This window comes from Empedobacter sp. GD03797 (genome assembly GCF_029842105.1).
Taxonomy (GTDB): Bacteria; Bacteroidota; Bacteroidia; order Flavobacteriales; family Weeksellaceae; genus Empedobacter; species Empedobacter falsenii_C.
On sequence record NZ_JAOCFS010000023.1, the window covers coordinates 34,560 to 50,211 of the forward strand.

At 31.2% G+C, this 15,652-nt stretch carries 16 protein-coding genes; 13 read left to right on the forward strand and 3 right to left on the reverse strand.

The genetic code is table 11. The annotated features are described in order from the left end of the window. Positions 1-38 precede the first annotated feature (38 nt). A complete protein-coding gene (gene trmB / locus N5D90_RS13200; RefSeq protein WP_038337121.1) occupies positions 39-716 on the reverse strand; it encodes a tRNA (guanosine(46)-N7)-methyltransferase TrmB in 678 nt (225 codons plus the stop codon). A gap of 135 nt (positions 717-851) precedes the next feature. On the opposite strand from trmB, the gene N5D90_RS13205 reads away from it, so the two are divergent. Together N5D90_RS13205 and N5D90_RS13210 are read left to right on the forward strand one after the other, a co-directional pair. Continuing rightward, entirely contained in the window at positions 852-1,265 is a 414-nt protein-coding gene (locus tag N5D90_RS13205) for a hypothetical protein (protein WP_125349592.1), read from the forward strand. A gap of 180 nt (positions 1,266-1,445) precedes the next feature. Then, a complete protein-coding gene (locus tag N5D90_RS13210) occupies positions 1,446-1,919 on the forward strand; it encodes a DUF6702 family protein (RefSeq protein ID WP_180905404.1) in 474 nt (157 codons plus the stop codon). A 49-nt stretch (positions 1,920-1,968) separates the two neighbouring features. Here N5D90_RS13210 and N5D90_RS13215 read toward each other — a convergent pair whose 3' ends face one another. Together N5D90_RS13215 and N5D90_RS13220 are read right to left on the reverse strand one after the other, a co-directional pair. Continuing rightward, a complete protein-coding gene (locus tag N5D90_RS13215) occupies positions 1,969-3,225 on the reverse strand; it encodes a D-alanyl-D-alanine carboxypeptidase (RefSeq protein ID WP_280062784.1) in 1,257 nt (418 codons plus the stop codon). Further along, positions 3,225-4,127, reverse strand: coding sequence for a mechanosensitive ion channel family protein (locus tag N5D90_RS13220; RefSeq protein ID WP_180905406.1), 903 nt, complete (start codon positions 4,125-4,127; stop codon positions 3,225-3,227). Before N5D90_RS13220 ends, N5D90_RS13215 begins: the two co-directional genes overlap by 1 nt. Before the next feature lie 178 nt (positions 4,128-4,305). Between N5D90_RS13220 and N5D90_RS13225 the strand changes: the two genes are divergently transcribed. The 11 genes from N5D90_RS13225 (at position 4,306) to N5D90_RS13275 (ending at position 15,275) form a co-directional block, all read left to right on the forward strand. Continuing rightward, positions 4,306-5,607: an OmpA family protein gene (locus N5D90_RS13225; RefSeq protein ID WP_280062785.1), complete on the forward strand. Its 1,302-nt coding sequence runs from the start codon at positions 4,306-4,308 to the stop codon at positions 5,605-5,607. Positions 5,608-5,718: 111 nt separating this feature from the next. Beyond that, entirely contained in the window at positions 5,719-6,849 is a 1,131-nt protein-coding gene (gene tgt / locus N5D90_RS13230; protein ID WP_038337127.1) for a tRNA guanosine(34) transglycosylase Tgt, read from the forward strand. A gap of 1 nt (position 6,850) precedes the next feature. Then, the gene (locus N5D90_RS13235; protein ID WP_280062787.1) at positions 6,851-7,945 is read left to right on the forward strand and encodes an LptF/LptG family permease; all 1,095 of its coding nucleotides are present in this window, start codon (positions 6,851-6,853) and stop codon (positions 7,943-7,945) included. Positions 7,946-8,575: 630 nt separating this feature from the next. Continuing rightward, entirely contained in the window at positions 8,576-9,826 is a 1,251-nt protein-coding gene (locus N5D90_RS13240) for a T9SS type A sorting domain-containing protein (protein WP_038337129.1), read from the forward strand. Positions 9,827-9,980: 154 nt separating this feature from the next. After that, on the forward strand, positions 9,981-11,903 hold the full coding sequence (gene thrS, locus N5D90_RS13245; RefSeq protein ID WP_038337131.1) for a threonine--tRNA ligase: 1,923 nt from the start codon (positions 9,981-9,983) through the stop codon (positions 11,901-11,903). Between the two features lie 59 nt (positions 11,904-11,962). After that, on the forward strand, positions 11,963-12,472 hold the full coding sequence (gene infC, locus N5D90_RS13250) for a translation initiation factor IF-3 (RefSeq protein ID WP_236688239.1): 510 nt from the start codon (positions 11,963-11,965) through the stop codon (positions 12,470-12,472). 59 nt (positions 12,473-12,531) lie between these two features. Next, complete coding sequence (gene rpmI / locus N5D90_RS13255) at positions 12,532-12,729, forward strand: 50S ribosomal protein L35 (RefSeq protein WP_038337133.1); 198 nt, start codon at positions 12,532-12,534, stop codon at positions 12,727-12,729. 95 nt (positions 12,730-12,824) lie between these two features. Further along, positions 12,825-13,169: a 50S ribosomal protein L20 gene (rplT, locus tag N5D90_RS13260; protein ID WP_038337134.1), complete on the forward strand. Its 345-nt coding sequence runs from the start codon at positions 12,825-12,827 to the stop codon at positions 13,167-13,169. A 133-nt stretch (positions 13,170-13,302) separates the two neighbouring features. After that, a complete protein-coding gene (locus N5D90_RS13265) occupies positions 13,303-13,968 on the forward strand; it encodes a phosphatase PAP2 family protein (RefSeq protein WP_280062789.1) in 666 nt (221 codons plus the stop codon). After that, complete coding sequence (locus N5D90_RS13270) at positions 13,952-14,734, forward strand: nitrilase-related carbon-nitrogen hydrolase (protein WP_280062791.1); 783 nt, start codon at positions 13,952-13,954, stop codon at positions 14,732-14,734. Before N5D90_RS13265 ends, N5D90_RS13270 begins: the two co-directional genes overlap by 17 nt. A gap of 70 nt (positions 14,735-14,804) precedes the next feature. Further along, on the forward strand, positions 14,805-15,275 hold the full coding sequence (locus N5D90_RS13275) for a hypothetical protein (RefSeq protein WP_280062792.1): 471 nt from the start codon (positions 14,805-14,807) through the stop codon (positions 15,273-15,275). The last annotated feature ends 377 nt before the right edge of the window (positions 15,276-15,652 follow it).

The window sequence follows — 15,652 nt, forward strand, 5'->3', positions numbered from 1 at the left end:
TTGAAATAAAAAAATCCATCTTTCGATGGATTTTTTTATTAATATTTTAATTGAAACTTTATATAAGTAATCTTTTTACCTTCTTCCAAAAACTTCGATTCGTAATATGTTTGTACTTCCGTTACAATTGCAGGAATATCCGAATGATCTGGATGATAAACATCGTGTGTAGAACGAATCACTTCGTGTCCTTCGATGTGAATAACACCATGTGTATACCCATGTAAAAATTCAGAATCCGTTTTTAAGTTTACTGTTCCTTCTGGTTTCAAGATTGTATTGTAACGTCTCAAAAATTCAGGATCTGTCAAACGATGTTTTGTTCTTCTGTATTTAATCTGTGGATCTGGGAAAGTAATCCAAATTTCGCTCACTTCATTTTCTGCAAAAAGATGATCGATAATTTCGATTTGAGTTCGAAGAAATCCAGCATTTTCTATTCCTTCATCCAAACAAGTTTTAGCACCACGCCAAAATCTTGATCCTTTAATATCTACTCCGATAAAATTACGATCCTTGTCACGACGCGCCATTGCAACTGTATATTCTCCTTTTCCGCACCCAAGTTCTAACACAATTGGATTATCGTTCTTGAAAAATTCTTTGTTCCAATTTCCTTTTAATGCAAACTCATTAATCGCCTCTTCTCGTGTTGGTTGAACAACATTCTGAAAAGTTTTATTTTCGTTAAATCTTCTGATTTTATCTTTTCCCATTTCGGATATATTTTGCGCGAAATTACGAGATTTTGATTAATCTAAAAAACTGTTCTGAAAACACATAAATATCATCAAATAGTATTTATGTAAAAAGGTTTATTATTTTTGTATTGAAAAACTAAAATTAGAAAAATGGATTTTATCAAACAATTTCATAGTGGCTGGGCTTATCTTGTGATTTTGATGGGCGTTATCTTTGTGATTTCAACATTAATTTATGCGATTTCTAAAAAAGATACAAACGCAACAATTAAAAAAATCGGGTTATTTACAACCATTACTTTTCACGTTCAATTATTACTTGGATTAGTCTATTATATTATGATGTTTTCTGCTTTAGAACCATCAGGAATAATGAAAGATTCTGGCTTAAGATTAACTTTTGTTGAACACCCTATGATGATGATTGCAGGTGTTGTTTTTATGACAATTGCTAATGCAAAATTGAAACGATCTACAACTGTACCAATGAGCGTTGCAGTCTTTGCAATTATTGGTTTAGTTTGTATTTTAAGTAGAATTCCTTACCATGTTTGGTTTGCTTAAAAATTTAGAATAAATTCATAGAAAAGAGTATTAAGTTATTAATACTCTTTTTATATTTTTATGTGATTTATAATTTTTTTATTCTAATTTCGTTATTAACAAGTCGCTAAAGCTTTCTTTTAAATTTTAAGAATCTTTGGCACTCGATTTGAAATAGACTTGTACAAACTAAGAAATAAAATGAAATATATAAAATATCTATTCTCTTTGCTTTTGGTTTTAGTAGCTTTTAACCTAAGTGCCCAAGATTTCCATACAGCAAATATCAAGGTTGATTACGAACAAGAAACCGGAACTTTAAACATAACCGCGCGTACATTTACCAATCAGTTGGAAAAAGCAGTTGGTGCAGATGTTTCGAACAAATCTAACTTTGAGAACAAGTTGAAAGCGTATGTAAATAGTAAAGTTGATGTCAAAGTAAATGGAAAAGCTTTAGGAACTTCTTATTATGGTTATCAAGTAAATGATAAATCGACACGAGTTTTCTTTAAGTTTGATAAAATTTCTGATATCAGCTCTATAGAACTAAAAGTCGCTTTGTTGACAGATATTTTTAATGATCAACAAAACATTGTAACTTTTGATGTCAAAAATAAAAAAGACACAAAAGTATTAACAGGAAATAACGACACCGTAAAGATGTCTTTCTAATAAAGCAAAAGCCTTCCGAAATCGGAAGGCTTTTTTATTTCAAATACATTTAATAATTATCTCTAATCATTCGTAATAACTTTTCGTTCTCATTTCGAATCCAAGATAAATCTTTGATCGAATTATTATTCATCAAACTAAAAATTAATGTTCTTCCAGATTTAGTTTTCAAATAACCACTCAACGTTACATTATTGTTCAACGTTCCTGTTTTGGCGTAAATATAAGGTTGCGTTGAATCTTTGTATCTATTTTTGATTGTTCCCGTTTTACCGCCGATTGGGAAAATAGAAAACAAACGTTGTTCTGGAAATTCGTTATACATTTTCCCTAAAACTTGTGCAAAACTTTGTGGTGTAAACAAATTATAACGCGATAATCCCGAACCGTCAAACCATTCTGGCTGTTGTTTCAAATCATTCAATAAATATCTTTTCGAATAGGTAATCGTTTCAGAAGCGCTCAGTTTTCCTGGCAAAGTACTCGAAGCTAAAATCAATAAATGTTCAGCCAAAAAATTATCGCTATTTTCCATCATTTCGCGGTAAACATCATCTGATTTCTGACTATAAAACACTTTCGGATTATTAACCATTGGCGTTTTGACCATATCAACAGGTTTACCCAAAATTTGCGACAACGATTTTTCTATCACTGTTTCATTCACAATAAAAGGAACTTTTTCTGTTCGTTTTTTATTGCTGATATAAAATTTATTATCATAGAAATTCCTCGGCTCTGGCATTTCTCTAATTTCTGTCAATTCTTCAAAATATGTCGGAAATGTTTTGATTGAACTTCCATTTTTCGAAATTGAAACTAAATTTTCATGAATCGGAAACTGACTTCTTTCTGGTGCATAATCTTTTCTAAAATCGTCCCAAGTCCAACCTGGTAAAAAAGATTCTTCGTCGAAATTATTCCAATGAAAAACAATTTTAGAACCATTATTTTTCAGGAAATCTAACGCTCGTGTATTTTTATATTTTGGATGCAAAAAAGTTGGATCTCCAGTTCCTTCAATATGCAATTCGTCACCAATCAACTGATATTTGAATGCTGGAATCGAATCATTCAACATTTTCATCGCTGTATACAACGTAAAAATTTTGGTGTTAGATGCTGGAATAAAAAATTTGTTTCCGTTATAATTATAAATTTCTTCTTTCGTGATTGGATCATACAAATAAAATCCTGTGAATTGAGTGGAATAAAAATCAGAATTGAGATGTTTCTCAATTAATTCGGTCTGTGCAAAAAGATGCACAGACAAAAAAATTGATAATATGGTAAGTAAATACTTCATTAATCTTTGTTCTCGAAAGGAATTGTTGACGAGTTCGATTCGTTTTTAATAATCATTTCTGTATGTGGATAAGGCATCGAGATATTATTGTCGTCTAACGCATATTTCACTGCACGATACAATTGCCAATAAGCCGTCCAATAATCACTATTTTTCACATAACAACGCACAGCCAAATTCACAGAACTTGCAGCAAATTCTAGAATCTCAACCGTTTTAGATTGTGTATCATCAACCAATTCATTTTTCTCTAAAACATTCAACAAAACTTCGCGCGCTTTGTCAAAATCATCATCATAAGAAATACCAACATTTACATCTAATCGTCGATATTCTTTTACAGAATAATTGGTAATTGGATTGTTAAATAAATTCCCGTTTGGCAAAGTTATGATCTGTCCTTTTGCAGTTGCAATTACTGTATTTAGTAAATTTATCGACTCTACACTTCCTTCATTTCCTTGCGATACGATATAATCTCCAACTTTGAAAGGTTTGAAAAGAATAATTAAAATTCCTGCTGCAAAATTTGACAAAGAACCTTGCAAAGCTAAACCAACTGCTAAACCAACACCTCCTAAAGCTGCAACAAAACCAGAAGCATTAAAACCTAATCGTCCTACAACAAAAGTTAATACAATAGCTTTGAATAATATATTAAGAATTGGAATTAAAAACGTGCGAATTGATAAATCGACATTTCGTGCAACCATTCTTTTTTCGATTAACTTGACAAGTTTACCTGTTACCCAAAAACCAATTATTAAGGTTAATAAAGCAGAAACTAAGCTCCATCCAACCTCAGAACCTTTCGTTAATAACCATTGTGTAAAGTTTTCTAAATCCTTAAATGGAGTTGTTATTACATCTTGCAAACTATCTACTTTGTCTTGCTCTTGCATAATTATTCTTTTTTATTAGTAATTCAGTTGATAAAATTAGTTCCAATCTAACATCTTTTCAAAAAAATAGAAAAATTATCATTTTTTTTAACTAATTTTAATAAATATGAATATTGGTACAATATTCGTTAAGAATAAATTACAATCAAAAAAGGACTATAATTAAAAATTAAAATCTATGAACATTATTGAATTAGTAAAAGGGTATATTACCCCAGATTTGATCTCGAAAACTTCTTCAGAATTAGGTGAAAGTGAATCGGGAATTTCTAAAGCAATCAATGCATTTATTCCTATTCTTTTAGGAGGCGTTTTAGAAAAAAAGAATTCAACAACTGGTTTATTTCATACCATCAAATCTTTTGGTGCTTCTCGTGGATTAGCAAATATCTCGACAGAACAAGAAACGCCAGACACGATCAAAGAATTAATCAATGTTATTTTTGGTTCGAATGCTCAACCAATCATTTCTAAAATTGCTGAATATGCTGGAATTTCGACAGGTTCATCTTCAAAATTATTAGACTTAACAGCTTTAACAACTTTTGGATCTATTGGAAAAGAAGCAGAATATAACAATGTTACAGAATCTGATTTCTTTTCATCTTTAGGTGGAATTAAAGATAAAATTTTAGGATTAATTCCTACTGGTTTAGGACTTGGAGCTTTAGGTTTAGGAACAATGTTTAACGATGCGCCTAAAATCACTGAAACAATAGATGTTGCAAAAGATCATGTAACTGAAACTATTACAGAAACAAGAAAAGTAGTTGATGTAAAACCAGAAGAAAAACCTTATGTAGCACCAGTTGATGCTTACGCAGAAACTCATAACAACAATGGCGGTGGAGGTTTTTGGAAATGGTTAATTCCATTAATTTTAGTTGCTTTAGCAGCCTTTTTCTTATTAAAAAAATGCAATAAGAACGAAGAAAAAACAGTTGTTACAGAAGAAACTGAAATTGTGGTTGATTCATTGAATGAGGATTCTCTAAACGCTGCACCAAAAGAATTATCTGATATCGATTTAGATGGTGTTGCTTTGAAAGGATACGCAAATGGATTAGAAGATCAAATTATCAAATTTATCAAAGCGCCAGATTTTGCAACAATGACAGAAGATCAATTAAAAGAAAAATGGTTCAATTTTGATAATGTTAACTTCGTTTTTGGTAAAACAGATCAATTAGAGCCAGGTTCTGACGTTCAATTAGATAATGTTGCTGCAATTTTGAAAAAATATCCAACAGCAAAAATTAAACTTGGAGCGTACACAGATAAAGTTGGTGATGATGCGAAAAACAAAGAAATTTCTCAAAAAAGAGCAGATTACTTAAAAGCTGAATTAACAAAACGTGGTGTTGGTGCGCAAGTTATTGCTGCCGAAGGTTACGGAGAAGAGTTTGCAAAAGTAGCTGAAACAGCTTCTGACGCAGAAAGAGCTTCTGATCGCAAAATGTCATTACGTTTTACAAAATAATCATTTCATAAAATTTCTAAATAAGGGTAAAGGCAACTTTATCCTTATTTTTTTGTTATTTTTTTCGAAACCAACTCGCAACAAGCTAAACAATTAATATCTTTGCACACTATGAAATTTTCAATCGATAAAAAAGACGAATTTTCTAAGGCAAGAGCTGGTGTTGTAGAAACCGATCATGGTAAAATCGAAACACCTATTTTTATGCCAGTTGGTACGGTTGGTACAGTAAAATCTGTTCACCAACGTGAATTAGAAGAAGATATTAAAGCCCAAATCATTCTTGGAAATACTTATCATTTGTATTTACGTCCAGGAACAGATATTTTGCACAGAGCGGGTGGATTACATAAATTTATGAATTGGCAAAAACCAATTTTGACAGACTCTGGAGGATTCCAAGTGTATTCTTTGGCGACAAGTCGTAAAAAATCTGAAGAAGGTGTACGTTTCAAATCGCATATCGACGGATCTTACCACATGTTTACGCCAGAAAAATCAATGGAAATTCAGCGTTATATCGGAGCTGATATTTTTATGGCTTTTGACGAATTAACAGGAATTCCAGCAAAATATCACGATGCAAAACGTGCGATGCATGTCACACATCGTTGGTTGGAGCGTTGTAGAACTTGGTTAAACAATAATCCTGAATATTACGATCACAAACAAACACTTTTCCCAATTGTACAAGGAAATGATTTCAAAGATTTGCGTCAAGAATCAGCAAAATATATTGCAGATTTCGGTGCAGAAGGAAATGCAATTGGTGGATTATCTGTTGGTGAACCAGAACCTGTGATGTACGAAATGACGGATATCGTAACAGAAATTCTTCCACAAGACAAACCTCGTTATTTAATGGGAGTTGGAACACCTTGGAATATCATCGAATGTATTGCTTTAGGAGTTGATATGTTCGACTGTGTTATGCCAACGCGTAATGCGCGTAACGCAATGTTATTCACTTGGAATGGTGTTATGAACATGAAAAATGCAAAATGGAAAGATTGTTTCGAACCATTAGACGAAAACGGAACAAGCTATGTGGATAGTTATTACACAAAAGCCTATGTTCGTCATTTATTCAATGCCAACGAAGCTTTAGGAAAACAAATTGCATCTGTTCACAACCTTGCGTTTTATTTAGATTTGGTAAGAGTTGCAAGACAGCATATCTTAGCAGGAGATTTCGCTCAATGGAAAGAACAAATTGTTCCACAATTAAAACAACGTCTGTAGTTTGAAAATAATTGATAAATACATCATCCGAAACTTTATCGGGACCTTTATCTTCATGGTTTTGATTTTGTCTACTATCGCCGTTATTGTCGATCTTAGTCAAAAATTAGGGCGTATTAATGATAGTGGTTCTACAGCTTTTTCGGCTTTAACCCAATTTTACCCTTATTGGTCTATTTGGATTATTAACACCTTTTTACCAATTGCCGTTTTTATCACTGTGATCTATTTTACATCACGACTGACGATGCAAACCGAAATTGTAGGTGTACTTTCGGGTGGTATTAGTTTTTATCGATTTACACTTCCATATATTTGGGTTGCTATATTTTTAGCTATTTCTGCTTTGGTAGTAGGAAATGTGGTTTTGCCTTGGGCAAATATCAAAAAAAATAAATACCAATACACCCATTTATTGAGTAATAACGACAAGGAAGAATATTATAAACGACAACGTATCGGTTCGCAAATTTCTCCTGATGAATTTGTTTTTGTTGATAGTTATGACAGAACAGAAAAATTAGGAAGTTCTTTTATGTATCAAAAATTTGATTCGACTGAGTTGAAGAAACAAATCATCGCTTCAAGTTTTAATTGGAATGATAAAGATTCTACTTATGCATTAATGAGTGTTTACACGCGAGAAATTAACAAGGATAAAACCGAAAAGTTAAATTACGAAGCCAATACAAATTTGAAGTTGCCAGCTTCTCCTGACGAAATTTTACCAGAAGAATATGTTGCTGAAACAATGAATACCTTCGAATTGAATGAATTTATTCAAAAACAAAAAGCAAAAGGTTCTGCCAATGTAAATACATACGAAAATGAGTTAAATAACCGTTTAAGCGGTCCATTTTCAACTATTATTTTGACACTTTTGGCTTTATCGCTTTCATCTAAAAAACGTCGTGGAGGAATCGGAATCAACCTTGCAGTAGGTATTTCGTTAGCGTTTGTCTACATTTTCTTCTCGCAAACAACGTCTACGTTTTCCGAAAAAGGATATGTGTCGCCACTTGTCGCCTCGTGGATACCAAACATCGTCTTCGGATTACTAACTTTGTTTTTATATTTCAGACGAGCACGTTCATAAAATATTTCAAAAATCCAGTTCTTTTCAGAACTGGATTTTTTTGTATATATTTATTCTGATTTAATTAAATCATTATGTCAATAAAAATAATCTGTTTCGTTTTCATTATTTTCAGTTTACTTTCTTGTGGAACTAAAAAAAATTATCAAAAGACAATTTTTATGGTTAATAATATTGATTCAACTCAAAATTGGTATTTAATAAATTCTACATTAATTAATGATAATAAAAATTTTATAATTCTATCTCCTAAACTTAACACAACAATAAATAAATGTAAACAAATAACTATTGATTCGGAATACAGTAATCAATTAATATTTGAATCATATACTCACGAAAATAATGGTGGTTACACAATTGACGGAATAGTGTTTCCTACAGAAACAACATTTGCTTTCTCCAAAAAAATTAAAGGACTTTGTTTGAAATAATTAATTTATAAAAACTATTTCAACACATTCATAAAAAATATATCAAAACTCACCATATTTTAACCAAAATAATTCTTTAAATTCATTAGTTTTCAGAAATAAAATTTTTTATTCAATTGATAATTAATAACTTTAAGATATTCTAAATTATTTTTTTTAGATTTCAAGTTGAAGTGTAAAACTAAAATCAATTGATATGAAAAAAAATTTACTCCTTTTATTTTTAATCCTTTCGGTTTCTATTTTTTCACAAGAAACATTAAATACAATGTTTTATAATGTGTTCAAATTTCCGAATTCACTTCCTCAAAATCGTCAATTGATCTTAAGAGATATTTTAGACGAATACAAACCAGATTTATTTATGATTTGTGAATTAGTAACAGAAAATGGCGCTGATTTAATCTTAAATACATCTTTGCAAAATCAACCGGATAAATTTGCTCGCGCACTTTTTGTAGCTGACACAACAAAATTAGATGATCCGTTACAAACAATGGTTTTTTATAACACACGCAAATTAACGTTAGTTAATCAACAGAAAATTCCCACAGTTTATCGTGACATCAATCAATATTCTTTTCAATTAAATATTACTTCAAACGATCCTATTCATTTAGAAGTTTTTGTTGCACATCTAAAATCGAGTACAGGACCTGCAAATCGTCAAATGCGTTTGGAAATGGTGCAAGAAGTTACAAAATCTTTGAAAAAATTAACACAACCTAATACGTATGTACTTTTTGCTGGAGATTTTAATTTTTATAATTCATCAGAACCAGCATATCAAGAAATTATCAATCCAGCGAATGCTATTTTGATGATAGATCCACTCAATGCGCCTGGAAGTTGGCAAGATAATCCAGCTTTTAGTTATTTGCATACACAAAGTACGCGCGTTTCTAACGTAGGTTTTGGAAGCGGAACTAATGCAGGAGCAAGTGGCGGTTTGGATGATCGTTTTGATTTTATTATGATGAGCGAAAATTTCAAAAATAGTACACGTTTTTCTTTTATAAACGATAGTTACAAAGCGTACGGAAATAATGGAGATTGCTTGAATAAAGATGTTAAAGATCCTGATTGTACAGGTATCTACTCGCAAACTTTACGAACTAATTTGTATAATATGAGCGATCATTTACCTATTGTCATGCAATTTAAAATTCATGAGAGTTTAAGTACAAAATCAATTGAATCAAAACCATTTATCTGGTTGCAATCAGCAAATATTACGAATGATAAAATTATAATTGGAGTTGATAAAACTCAATTAAATGCTCAAAATAATATACTTTTTATTTACAATTCAGTTGGACAAATTGTACAATCGGTTCGCATAAATAATCAGTCAAATATAACGATTGACTGTCAAGGCTTAGCGGCTGGAATGTATTATATTAAAACAAAAGAATCGAACGAAGTTTTAAAGTTTATAAAGAAATAATTCGATATTAATTTTATCGAAAACAAGATAATTTCATTCAAAACAATAATTCAACTGTTTACTTAATATTTTAGCTAAAATCAACTCTTTAAAAATTTCGTCAACTTGCAGAAAATTCGTAATTTTGCATCTTAGTACAAATTCTAAAAGTAAGATGATAAACATTTCTCTTCCAGATGGAAGTGTAAAACAGTATGAGAGTGGCGTAACTCCTATGGACGTGGCGCTAAGCATTAGTGAAGGTTTAGCACGTAATGTAATTTCGGCTATAGTAAACGATCAACAAGTTGAAACAACAACCCCAATCACCACAGATGCAACGATCAAATTGTTAACCTGGAATGATGAAATGGGTAAAAAAGCTTTTTGGCATTCATCTGCTCACTTATTAGCGCAAGCTATTTTAGAGTTTTATCCAAATGCGAAATTAACAATTGGACCTGCGATTGACAAAGGTTTTTATTACGATGTTGATTTTGGTGAGGATAAATTTACAGAGGCTGATTTTGCGAAAGTAGAAAAAGCAATGTTAGAGAATGCAAAGAAAAAAGCTGAATTCAAATTATATTCAGTTTCGAAAGCAGAAGCATTAGAAACGTATAAAGACAATGAATACAAAACAGAATTAATCTCTAACTTAAATGATGGAGATATTACATTCTGTACACACGATAATTTTACAGATTTATGTCGTGGTGGACACATTCCAAACACTGGAATTGTGAAAGCTGCAAAAATCTTGAATGTTGCTGGAGCTTATTGGCGTGGAGACGAGAAAAACAAAATGTTGACTCGTGTTTATGGTATTACATTTCCAAAACAAAAAGATTTAACAGAATATCTTGAGTTATTAGAAGAAGCAAAAAAACGTGATCACCGTAAATTAGGTAAAGAATTAGGTTTATTTGCTTTCTCAGAAAAAGTTGGTGCAGGTTTACCACTTTGGTTACCAAAAGGAGCTGCTTTGAGAAGAAAATTAGAAAACTTCTTATTGAAAGAGCAACAAAAAATGGGTTACGAAATGGTAATTTCTCCGCACATTGGTCAAAAAGAATTGTATGTAACTTCTGGTCACTATGCAAAATATGGTGCAGATAGTTTTCAGCCAATTAAAACACCAAACGAAGGAGAAGAATTCTTGTTAAAACCAATGAACTGTCCGCATCACTGTGAGATTTACAAAACTTCTCAATGGTCATACCGCGATTTACCAAAACGTTATGCAGAGTTTGGTACAGTTTACCGTTACGAACAATCAGGAGAATTGCACGGTTTAACTCGTGTTCGTGGATTTACTCAAGATGATGCTCACTTATTCTGTACACCAGATCAATTATTAGAAGAATTCAAAAAAGTAATTGATTTAGTATTATATGTATTTACAAATCTTGGATTTGACAATTATTCGGCTCAAATCTCATTAAGAGATCCAGAGAATAAAGAAAAATACATCGGATCTGATGAAAACTGGGAAAAAGCTGAACAAGCAATTATCACAGCATCAGCAGAAAAAGGTTTACCAACAGTTGTAGAATATGGCGAAGCTGCATTCTATGGACCTAAGTTAGACTTTATGGTGAAAGATGCATTAGGACGTCAATGGCAGTTAGGAACAATCCAAGTGGATTATAATTTACCAGAACGTTTTGATTTAACTTACACTGGAGCAGACAACGAAAAACACAGACCAGTAATGATTCACCGCGCGCCATTTGGCTCTATGGAACGTTTCATTGCCATTTTGTTAGAAAATACAGCAGGTAATTTACCACTTTGGTTAACACCAGATTTATTCACAATTTTACCAATTAGTGAAAAATATGTGGAATATGGAGAAAAAGTATTAAATTTGCTGGCCGAAGAAGAAATTAACGGACTGATTGACAGTAGAAACGAGAAAACTGGTAAAAAAATCCGTGATGCCGAAATCGGTAAAATTCCTTTCATGTTAATCATCGGTGAAAAAGAAGCAGAAAACGGTACAGTTTCTGTAAGAAGACACGGAGAAGGTGATTTAGGAGAGATGACGATTCAAGCGTTTATCGACTTCATGAAAGAACAAATCAAATTAAAATAATTTAAAACAGAATAACTATCGCAATTAGAAGAAAAGGCGGCAGAGGTCCAGCCAGAGTAATTAAGGAAGATCAACACAAGATCAATGATAAGATTGACGCGAAAGAAGTACGCGTTGTTGGAGAAGGTATAGAACCTGGTGTATATCCAATAGCTAAAGCTTTAGAACTTGCAGAAGAACAAGGTTTAGATTTGGTAATGATCAGTGAAAAAGCCATTCCACCTGTTTGTCGTGTCGTAGAGTACAAAAAATTCTTATACGAACAAAAGAAAAAAGAAAAAGAGCTTAAAGCTAAACAGCAGAAAGTTGTCGTAAAAGAAATTCGTTTCGGTCCTCAAACAGATGATCATGATTACGAATTCAAAAGACGTCACGCAAGATCTTTCTTAGAAGAAGGTTCGAAATTGAAAGCGTATGTTTTCTTCAAAGGACGTTCTATTATCTTTAAAGATCAAGGAGAAATCTTATTGTTACGTTTAGCTCAAGAATTGGAAGATGTTGGAAAAGTAGAACAAATGCCAAAACTTGAAGGTAAAAGAATGATTATGATGATGGGACCTAAGAAATAATTAGGTTCTTATCATCTTACAAAAAATAAAAAACGTTTTAATTTTAAATATTTGTAATCATGCCAAAATTAAAAACAAAATCTGGAGCGAAAAAACGTTTCAAATTAACAGGAACAGGTAAAATTAAAAGAAAACACGCTTTTAAAAGCCACATCCTAACAAAAAAAGAGACTAAACAAAAGAGAAATTTAACTCAAACTGGTTTAGTTGATCAAGCTGATGTTCATTCAGTAAAACAACAATTAAGATTAAAATAAGAACGTGTTCTTATTTGGTTTATTAATTCATTATTAACCCTGTCGATGGGCCTTAAAGCAGAGCAATCTCGCCCACTACAAAAAAATTAAAAATTATGCCAAGATCAGTAAACGCAGTTGCGTCAAGAGCTAGAAGAAAAAGAGTTTTAAAACTTGCAAAAGGATATTACGGAAGAAGAAAAAACGTTTGGACTGTTGCTAAAAATGCAGTAGAAAAAGGTTTAGTATACGCTTACCGCGATAGACGTCAAAAGAAAAGAAATTTCCGTGCGTTATGGATTCAAAGAATTAACGCTGGAGCAAGATTACACGGATTGTCTTACTCTAAATTTATGGGAGCTATCCACAAAGCTGGAATTGAATTAAATCGTAAAGTTTTAGCTGACTTAGCGATGAACAATCCAGAAGCTTTCAAAGCAATCGTAGAAAAAGTAAAATAATTTTTTTAAACAATATTAAAACGTTTTAAAACTTGGCTATTTAGTCAAGTTTTTTTTTGCCTAAATTTGAAGTATTTCATTCTAAACTTATTTTAGAATATCATCATAAATGTTATTTAAAAACCCAACTCAAATGAATCAACAAAAAGATTTATTTCTAAGAATTTGGCCATTTTTTGTCGTATTTTTTATCTACAATTTTGCTGCAATTGCTATGACGCAATATTATGGACGCGACGAATTACATCTGCATTTCAATCAATACAGCAATCATTATCTCGATAAACTCTTTGTTTTTTATACCGATTTCGGAACCTATTATTTATTTTTTATACTTCTTGGTTATCTATTTTGGAAAACAACTCGAAGATATTTTTATTATTTATTAGCTTCTGGAGCAGTTGCAACAACAATTAGTGTCTTTTTTAAGAATGTCTATTTCGAACAAGTTTTACGTCCTGGATATTATTTTACACAGAAAAAAATAGACATTATTCTAGTCAAAGATTATGCGATACAAATGGCTTCAACTTTTCCTTCGGGACATTCATTAACAGCCGCAATAATTTCGATGACTTTATGTTTATTAACCAAAAACAGATGGTTACAATTATTTTTTGCAATGCATTTTCCGAGTATCGCAATTAGTAGAATCTACTTGTCACGCCATTTCGCGATTGATACAGTTGGTGGTTCGTTTATTGGTTTTTTTATATTTATCTTTATGTATTACATCATCAACCAATCTAATAAACCAAAATTAGATCAAAAATTTATCAATAATGGAAGTTCAAAATAAACTTAAAATATCATTAATACAATACGATGTAATCTGGGAAGATGCAAAAGCTAATCACGCTTATTTGGATGAATTATTAGCCAATCATCAAACTGATATTATATTGTTACCAGAAATGTTTGCTTCGGGATTCTCGATGAATGTAGAAAAAATTGGTCAAAAACCTTTTGGAGAAACATTCGAATGGATGCAACACAAAGCTAAAGAATTGAATTCTGCGATTGCTGGAAGCATTTCTACGCATGAAAACGATAAATACTATAACCGATTTTATTTCATCTGTCCAAGCGGCTCTATTTACATTTACGATAAGAAACATTTGTTTAGTTACGGAAAAGAAGCTGGCGTATATTCTGCAGGAGATAAAATTGTAACAATAGATTATAAAGGATGGCAAATTCGATCTATTGTTTGCTACGATCTACGATTTCCTGTTTGGATTCGCAATACAGAAGAACATCCCTACGATTTGATACTTTGTAACGCAAGTTGGCCTAAAGCGCGTCGAGAAGCTTGGATTTCACTTCTAAAAGCTCGAGCAATAGAAAATATGGCTTTTGTTGCTGGTGTAAATAGAATTGGTGTAGATGGCTATAATCTCGAATATCAAGGCGATTCGCATTTATTTGATACATTAGGACAAGATTTGAAAACGATAAACAATCATCCCGAAATTTTACAATTCGAAATTGATAAAGAAGAACAAGATAAAACTCGAAAGCATTTTAATTTCCTAAATGATCGCGATTCATTTTATTTTGGATAAATACAAGCTCAACTTCGGTTGGGCTTTTTTGTACATTTTAAGTATATTTAAGAATGCAATATTTAAAATAATGATAAAGAATATTAAATATATTATAGTAATTCTAATACTGATATTTATTGGTCTAAATATTTATTGGTATTATAATCCTACTATAGATAATAAAGATTTTGATTTAGAATTTAAGATATCTAATGAAGGTATGGATTTTTACAAAGAGAGAAATAAAAAAATTGATATAAAAAATTTTACATTTAATGATGAAAGATATTTAAATAATATTGATAAATATGAATTAATAATTCATTCTTTAGATATTATACAAAGAAAAGAGAGAATAATAATTGTGTGTAATGATTTAACAATGAATAATAATTTTAAAATAGCCAATATTACATATAAAGATGAAACTGGTAAATATTCTCCGCTTAAAATCAAAAATAAAAATGATTCTATCTTTATTATTCAACAAATTGGTATTGAAAATAATTTGATTTTTAAAGGGATAAAACTAAGTAAACCTATCCCTAATGCGGATTAAGGATAATGAAAATAAAAACTGTCATTCAGAATGTAGCGATAGCGAAGTGAAGAATCTCTTTCAAGTTGTAAGTTTTGAGTTGTAAGTAATAAGACGTAAGAATTAAGGTTTACAAAATAAAAATCTAAACAAAACTATCCCCTTGAGGGGATTATAGGGGTGTTTTTCGAGTTATGAGTAGTAAGTTCTGAGTTAGTTGTAAAAAGGAAGCTTCCTTTTTATCAAGAAGAAGCTTCTCGTTGACTAATTAGAAGCTTCTTGTTGGATGAAAGCAAGCTTCTTGTTTTATAAAACATAGTTTGGAGATACTTTGAAGTAAAGCTTACATTTTACTTTGTACTTTTTACATTCTACATTGTACAAAAAAGTATAACCAC